The sequence below is a fragment of the Nocardia testacea NBRC 100365 genome, assembly GCF_000308775.1.
In the GTDB taxonomy this organism is placed as follows: domain Bacteria; phylum Actinomycetota; class Actinomycetes; order Mycobacteriales; family Mycobacteriaceae; genus Nocardia; species Nocardia testacea.
Genome location: NZ_BAGJ01000091.1, coordinates 69,433 through 76,149, shown reverse-complemented (window position 1 = coordinate 76,149; position 6,717 = coordinate 69,433). Strand labels below are relative to the sequence as shown.

Annotated in this window: 7 protein-coding genes; 4 read left to right on the top strand and 3 right to left on the bottom strand. The window is 68.1% G+C overall.

What is annotated here, in order from left to right; translation table 11 throughout:
- Positions 1–74: 74 nt before the first annotated feature.
- Positions 75–476 (bottom strand): carboxymuconolactone decarboxylase family protein, encoded by a 402-nt coding sequence (locus ON38_RS13420; RefSeq protein ID WP_030519975.1) that lies wholly within the window; start codon positions 474–476, stop codon positions 75–77.
- Between the two features lie 377 nt (positions 477–853).
- Between ON38_RS13420 and ON38_RS13415 the strand changes: the two genes are divergently transcribed.
- The 4 genes from ON38_RS13415 (at position 854) to ON38_RS13400 (ending at position 4,731) form a co-directional block, all read left to right on the top strand.
- Positions 854–1,054, top strand: coding sequence for a ferredoxin (locus tag ON38_RS13415; protein ID WP_039825088.1), 201 nt, complete (start codon positions 854–856; stop codon positions 1,052–1,054).
- Between the two features lie 226 nt (positions 1,055–1,280).
- On the top strand, positions 1,281–1,832 hold the full coding sequence (locus tag ON38_RS13410; RefSeq protein ID WP_039825087.1) for a hypothetical protein: 552 nt from the start codon (positions 1,281–1,283) through the stop codon (positions 1,830–1,832).
- A 5-nt stretch (positions 1,833–1,837) separates the two neighbouring features.
- A complete protein-coding gene (locus ON38_RS13405; protein ID WP_039825115.1) occupies positions 1,838–3,088 on the top strand; it encodes a hypothetical protein in 1,251 nt (416 codons plus the stop codon).
- 41 nt (positions 3,089–3,129) lie between these two features.
- A complete protein-coding gene (locus tag ON38_RS13400) occupies positions 3,130–4,731 on the top strand; it encodes an acyl-CoA synthetase (protein WP_039825086.1) in 1,602 nt (533 codons plus the stop codon).
- Positions 4,732–4,831: 100 nt separating this feature from the next.
- Here the strand turns inward: ON38_RS13400 and ON38_RS13395 are convergent, their stop codons facing one another.
- Positions 4,832–5,518: an ABC transporter ATP-binding protein gene (locus ON38_RS13395; RefSeq protein WP_039825085.1), complete on the bottom strand. Its 687-nt coding sequence runs from the start codon at positions 5,516–5,518 to the stop codon at positions 4,832–4,834.
- Positions 5,515–6,552, bottom strand: coding sequence for an ABC transporter permease (locus tag ON38_RS13390; protein ID WP_245564027.1), 1,038 nt, complete (start codon positions 6,550–6,552; stop codon positions 5,515–5,517). The genes ON38_RS13395 and ON38_RS13390 overlap by 4 nt, the downstream gene beginning before the upstream one ends.
- Positions 6,553–6,717: the final 165 nt, after the last annotated feature.

Genomic DNA, 6,717 nt, shown 5'->3' with positions numbered 1-6,717 from the left:
TATCCCCTGTGTGCCTTGTCTGTGGTGGGGCCGGCGGGCCGCGACGCGTCCCGGCGGAGAGAGGATCGTGGTCGTCAGCGACCGTTCTCGGCGGCTTTCTTCGCCTTCTTGGCGTGCTGGTCGAGCTGGGCGCCGATCACATGGTCCAGCGAGGTACCGGCCGGCCAGCCCACGTAGTGGCAGAGGAACAGCGCGATCTCCCGCAGCTGGGTCTCGTCGAGTTCCTCGTTCTGCAGGGCGGCGCCGACCTGGATACCGGCGACATCGAACAGGCCCTGGGCCGTGAGCGCCCCGAGCAGCAGCAGCCTGCGGTCCCGCAGGGTGAGGCCGGGACGCGACCAGATATCGGCGAACAGATGGTCGGCGGTGACGGCGAAATGGTCGCCGGGGCCGTCCTTGAATTCCCATCCGTAGACCTCCGCCATCTTGGCCAGCCCGCGTTCACGCACAGTGGACTCGGGGGTGGGGTCGCTCATGGCTGCTCCTTCGCCGCCGGATCGCTCCGCCGGAAGTGTCTGGACAGGTGTACGGAATATAATTCGGACACTCTCCACCACGCAAGAACATGTTCTCGTTCGGGCGGCGGAAAACCGTCGGTAACGCGCGTCGGGCAACCTTGGGGAATCACTTCGGACCCGGCACCGATTCTGGGAAAATTGCTGAATCGTTGTCGGCCACACCTGTCGATGGTAGCGTCCAGACACATGTCCAGCTATGTGTCTTCCCGACGGGCCGGCCGCTCGTCATCCAGGAGGAACTCGTTCTCGGACCGGGCAGGTTCCGACCCGGGAGCGCTACGCCCCGCCGCCCCGGGAAACCGCCCCGCACACTCCACCCCGAGGGAGCACACATCATGAAAATCGTCGCCGATCTGGATCTGTGCCAAGGACACGCCGTCTGTGCCGCCGAAGCGCCGGACGTCTTCTCCGTACCCAAACGCGGCCAGGTGGAGATCCTCGACCCGAACCCGGGCCCGGAACTGAAAGCAGACGTCGACAATGCCGTCCGCTACTGCCCCACCCAGGCCCTGCTGCTCGTCGCCGATACGCCATGAGCGAGTCAGGCCCGGAGGCGGTAGCGCAGCGTGACCACGCAGGGCCCTCGCTCATGGCCGGACAACACCGACTGAGCGGATCCGGGCCGCGGGCGCTGGTGCGACACCGTCGCCTGCGCTCCGGCGTCCGCGTCGGTCTGTCGGCCGATCACTGTCTCACCCGTGCTCGACGACCACCGCTTCCGACTTGATCCAGCCCACAAATCTTTTCGAAAGGGACACATCCATGACAGGTTTCGACCGCGCCGAACTCGACGAGATGGTGCGCCGCTGGGTGGCGGAGAACGAACGATGTGAGAAGCTCGGCGACTGGAAGCCGCTGGCCGATATGTACACCGTCGACGCCACCTACGGCTGGAACTACGGCCCCAAAGACGAATTCATGGCCGTGGGCCGCGACGAGATCCGCGATCTCGCACTCGGCCAGGAGATGGAGGGCCTGGAGGGCTGGCAGTACCCGTACCAGCAGTTCGTCATCGACGAGCGCAGCGGCGACGTGATCGGCTTCTGGAAGCAGGTCTACGACACCACGCCTCGCGCCGACGGCAGCAAGTACACGGTGAACGGAATCGGCGGCAGCTGGTTCCGCTACGGCGGCGACTACCAGTGGTCGTGGCAGCGCGACTTCTTCGACTACGGCAATGTCTCCGCGCTGTTCCTCGAGATGATGACCGATAAGGCGATGTCGGACGGCATGAACGCCCGGATCGCCAAGGCCACCTCCGGCCGACTGCCCGGGTGGTACCGGATCGGCACCGCGCCGGCCTCGCTCTGGTGACCCCGATGTCCATACCCACCAGCAGGTTTCACGAGCTGACGCGGGAGCAGCTGGCCGCCCTGGTGCCCGAACTGCTGCTGTGCGGGCAGCTGATCGACCGGTCCGGGATGGCGCACTGCATCTCCGCATTCGGCCGGGAGGGGATGGCCGAGGTCGCGATCGAGGAATGGCAGCTGTCCAGCCCGATCTACACCCGGCGGATGCAACGGGCGCTCGGCTACACCGGCGACGACGTGGTCACCATCTTCAAGGGACTACAGCTCGATATCGGCGCGCCACCGCAATTCATGGATTTCCGGTTCCGCGTCGACGACGCCCGCCACGGCGAGTTCTGGCTCGACCATTGCGGCGCCCTCGTCGATGTCGAGCCGATGGGCCCCGACTATGTGACGGCCATGTGCCACGACATCGAGGACCCCACCTTCGACGCCACGGCACTGGCCACCAACAAGTACGCCCAGGTGCGGCCCATCCACCGCCCGCCGCGCGTCCCCGCCGACCGGCATCCCATGTGCGCGTGGACGGTGATCATCGACGAATCGCACACCCCGCCGGAGGTGCCGCGCAATGCGCCGCTGGTCGAGGAGTCGGTGGCCGCGCGGTTACCGCTGGCCGATATCGACCCGGGCGACGAGGGCCGCGCCGACTACAGCGGGCCGCTGCTCAGCGATCTGCGGTTCGCCGACTTCTCGCATTCGGCCCTGGTCCGGATCGCCGAGGAGGTGTGCCTGCAGCAGCATCTGCTGGTGCTCGGTTTCATGATCGCGGTGCACGAACGCACCGATGACGACTCCGCCCTGGAGATCGGGCGCAAACAGTTCACCGGGATCGCCGGGGTGGCCTCGGAACGGATCCGCGCCTGCCTCGGGCTGGGCACCGATCTGGACGCGCTGGCCCAGGTACTGCGCGTGCACCCGGCGCTGAATCCGCGGCACTACACCGATGTCGACGTCGAGCCCGGCATCGGTGTACTGCGGATCCGGTTTCCCGCCGGCAGTGGCGCGCGCACCGACAGCGGCTGGCTGTCGATGATCGAGCCCGGCCGCCTCGGCCCGCTCGACGCCCTGGTCCGCGGGGTGGACCCGCATCTGCGGAGCCGGGTCGTCGACGAGGGGCCCGACGGCTGGACCGCCGAGATCTCGCGCGCCGACGAACCGTTCGCCGAAGCACCGGAGGTGGCCATCACCCGCTTCAGCACGGGCGTCGACTTCCGGTTCACCGACCGCGGTATCCCACTGCCCCTCACTGTTGTCTGACCCCTCCCGGCACCCTGTGCCCGGCCCACCGCAGGACTGATATGGCCAACAACTTCGCCGACCTGTTCGAACATTCGGTCGACGCCATGCCCGACCGGATCGCGCTGATCGAGGAGGGTCGGCGCGTCACCTACCGCGAACTGGACGAACGCGCCAACCGGCTCGCCCACCACCTCGCGGCGCAGGGGGTCACCCGCGGCACGCATATCGGGTTCCAGATGCACAACAGCATCGATACGATGCAGACGCTGATCGCCTGCTTCAAACTGGCCGCCGTACCGGTCAACATCAATTTCCGGTACGGCCCCGAGGAACTCGCCTACCTCTACGACAACGCCGACCTCGAATACCTGGTCTACCACGCCTGCTACGGGGATGCGGTGCGGGCCGCGGCGCAGCGGTCGCCGCGATTGAAGTACCTGCTGTGCGCGGCCGACGACCGCACTCCGGCCGACCCCGCTGTCGACTGCCTGGCCGAGGTCACCGCGGCCGCACCCAGCACCCGGCCGCAGGTACCGCGCACCGCCGACGATCTGTTCGTCATGTACACCGGCGGCACCACCGGTATGCCCAAGGGCGTGCTGTGGCGGCAGGAGGACATGTGGCGGGTCCTCGGCGGCGGGATCGACTTCTACAGCAACGAACCCGTCACCGACGAATACCAGCAGTCCCGCACCGGCGCCGCGGGCGAACCCTCCACCTGGCTGATCCTGCCGCCGCTCATGCATCTGGCGGCCATGATGCCGACCTTCATCGCCCTGTGGTCCGGCAACTGCGTGATCTTCGTACCCCGGTTCGATCCCGCTCACGTCTGGCGCACGGTGGCCGCCGAACGCCCCGGCGTCATGGTGGTCACCGGTGACGCCATGGCCCGCCCGCTCATCGACTCCTACCGCGCCGACCCCGTCGACGCCACCGGGCTGTTCATGATCGCCTCGGGCGCCGCCCTGCTCACCCAGCCGACCAAGAACGCACTGCTGGACCTGATCCCGAATCTGTTCGTCTCCGATTCCATCGGCTCCTCGGAAACCGGATTCGGCGGGATCGGCTTCGCGCAACGTGACGAGGACCCGGCGCGCAAGCCGCGGGTGTCGATCGGGCGCGGCGCGGTGGTCGTCGACGACGCCGGGCATCCGGTGGCACCGGGCGAAGAGGGCTGGCTGGCGAAGACCGGCGCGGTCCCGCTCGGCTACTACAAGGACCCGGAACGCACCGAGAAATTGTTCAAGATCGTGGACGGGCAGCGGATCGTGGTCACCGACGACCGGGCCCGGCTGGAGGACGACGGCACCATCAGCCTCATCGGCCGCGGCAATATGGTGATCAACACCGGTGGCGAAAAGGTGTTCGCCGAAGAGGTCGAGGGTGTGGTGAAAGCGCATCCCGATATCTACGACGCCACCGTGATCGGGGTACCGCACGAACGCTGGGGCCGGCAGGTCGCCGTGGTCGTCAGCCTCACCGGGGACGCGCTGGACCCCGAGGCGCTGCGCACCCATGTCCGCGGCCACCTGGCCGGGTACAAGGTGCCGCGCGCGATCTGGATCACCGACACGGTCGTGCGGTCCCCCAGCGGTAAACCCGATTACACCTGGGCCAGGAAGTACGCGTCGGAACGCGAGCCCGACCATCGGGCGGACTGACACCCGGCGGTACGGGCGCAGGCCACGGGATATCCCGGCGCGTTCCCGGCCGTGCGAGCGAGGCCGCCCCCAACCCACCGCGGGCGCTTCGGGAGAACGGTCAGGACCCTACGGCCGCCGGAGAGCACAGTCGGCCGTCGCGTACCTCCACGACTCGATCGGCCGCCGTGAGGTGGGTCGGGTCATGCGTGACCATGACGGTGGCGATCCCGCGACGGTGGGTCGATCGAGCGATCAGATCGACGACGGCCGCTCCACGCTCGCGGTCCAGGGCACTGGTGGGCTCGTCGACCAGGAGCACGGCCGGGTCGTTCATCAGCGCTCGGGCGATGTTCAGCCGCTGCCGCTGACCACCGGAGAGTTGATGCGGACGCCGACCGGCCACGTCGGCCAGACCGACCGATTCGAGTATCCGCAGGGCCCGGTCGTGCACGCCCCGGATGCTGCCGCCGTTGAAGCGCGCCGCGACCGTCAACTGTTCGGCTGCGGTGAGGGCGGGCAGCAGATTGGGTTGCTGGAAGACGATCCCGATCTTCTGCCGACGGAGAGCGGCCAGCGCTCGCCGCGACATGCCGCCGGTCTCGATACCGTCCACGGTCACCGTCCCCGAATCCGGAGTGATGAGCGTGGCCGCTACGGCCAGCAGACTGGATTTGCCGGAACCGGAGGGACCCACCACGGCGGTGAGCGTGCCGGCGGATACATCCAGGTCCACAGCCGCCAAAGCGGTCGTACGCACCGGACCGTCGGGATAGGACAGGGTGACAGCGGTCAGATTCAGGGTCATCGCACGGACTCCAGAGCGGTCAAGGGGTCGACAGAGGTGATGTGGCGAATGGACAGGGCAGAGCCCAGCAGGCCCAGTACGATCAGCGACGCGGCCGATACCGCGGCGTCCGCGGGCGTCAGCAGGAACGGCACGGACGCGCCACGTACCGCGGCACCCAGCCCGATCGCGAGCCCGGTGCCGAGCAGCGTGCCACCGGCCAGCAGGACCGCCGCCTGGCCCAGGGCGTCCGTGAGCAACCGCGCGGTCGACGCGCCCAGCGCTTTCAGAACGGCGACGTCACGGCTGCGCTGAATGGTCCACACGGTGAAGAACGCGCCGACGACCAGCGCGGAAATGACGAACAGGAGCCCGCGCATCAGCTGTAGCGAACTGTTCTCGGAGGTGTAGGACCCTATTGCGGCCAGCGAATCGCGCGTCGAGACCGTTGTCGTCCCGGCCGCCTCGTCGACGTCCCGCACGTTCACCCCCGGGTCCGTATTCAGCGCGATGACGGTCGCGATCGGTTCACCGTGCCCCTCGACCGATGGCACAGTACGGCGCCAGGCGTCCAGCCCGGTCCAGACAACGGGAGTGTGCGCGAACGAGGCGTCACCGCGCACCGCCGCGACCGCCAGCGTGCGGCCGGCGAATGTGAGAGTTTCGCCGGGCTCGACGCCGAGGTCGTCGGCCGCGGCGCCGGACAGTATCGCTGTCCCCTCACCGATCAGATCACCGGCGGGGGCCAGGGCCGAACCGGGCCGGACCCCGAACACGCTGACCCCTGCCGTTCTGTTTCCCGCTTTCGCGGTGACGGTGCTGATTCCCAGCGGTTCGGCGGTATCGACGCCGGGGGTATCCGCCCATCTCCGCCACTGGTCCCCGGTGATGAGGGATTCGGTATAGGACAGTTCGGCGCCGGTGCCATCCGCGCCGAACACGATTCGACCTACGGGCAGACCGGTGATCGCGGAAATATTCTGCTGCGCCAGGCCGGCGGTCAGGCCGGACAGCACTCCGATCAACAGGCTGATCAGCACGATGACGAAGCCCATGAGGGCGAATCTCCCGCGGGCGAACTTCAGGTCTCTCCAGGCGACGAACACGGTCGGCAGCCCTTTCGTGAGGGGGTGGTGTCTCCACCCTCGCCGCCCGGCGCCGCGCGCACATCTGCCCCGGGACGGAGAAGGACCGGCCCGAAGGCACAGCGACGGTTCCTA

Bases quoted from the DNA above. Each gene is read 5' to 3' on its own strand.
- ON38_RS13420 (WP_030519975.1), bottom strand. From the start codon at position 476: ATGAGCGACCCCACCCCCGAGTCCACTGTGCGTGAACGCGGGCTGGCC.
- ON38_RS13415 (WP_039825088.1), top strand. From the start codon at position 854: ATGAAAATCGTCGCCGATCTGGATCTGTGCCAAGGACACGCCGTCTGT.
- ON38_RS13410 (WP_039825087.1), top strand. From the start codon at position 1,281: ATGACAGGTTTCGACCGCGCCGAACTCGACGAGATGGTGCGCCGCTGG.
- ON38_RS13405 (WP_039825115.1), top strand. From the start codon at position 1,838: ATGTCCATACCCACCAGCAGGTTTCACGAGCTGACGCGGGAGCAGCTG.
- ON38_RS13400 (WP_039825086.1), top strand. From the start codon at position 3,130: ATGGCCAACAACTTCGCCGACCTGTTCGAACATTCGGTCGACGCCATG.
- ON38_RS13395 (WP_039825085.1), bottom strand. From the start codon at position 5,518: ATGACCCTGAATCTGACCGCTGTCACCCTGTCCTATCCCGACGGTCCG.
- ON38_RS13390 (WP_245564027.1), bottom strand. From the start codon at position 6,552: ATGGGCTTCGTCATCGTGCTGATCAGCCTGTTGATCGGAGTGCTGTCC.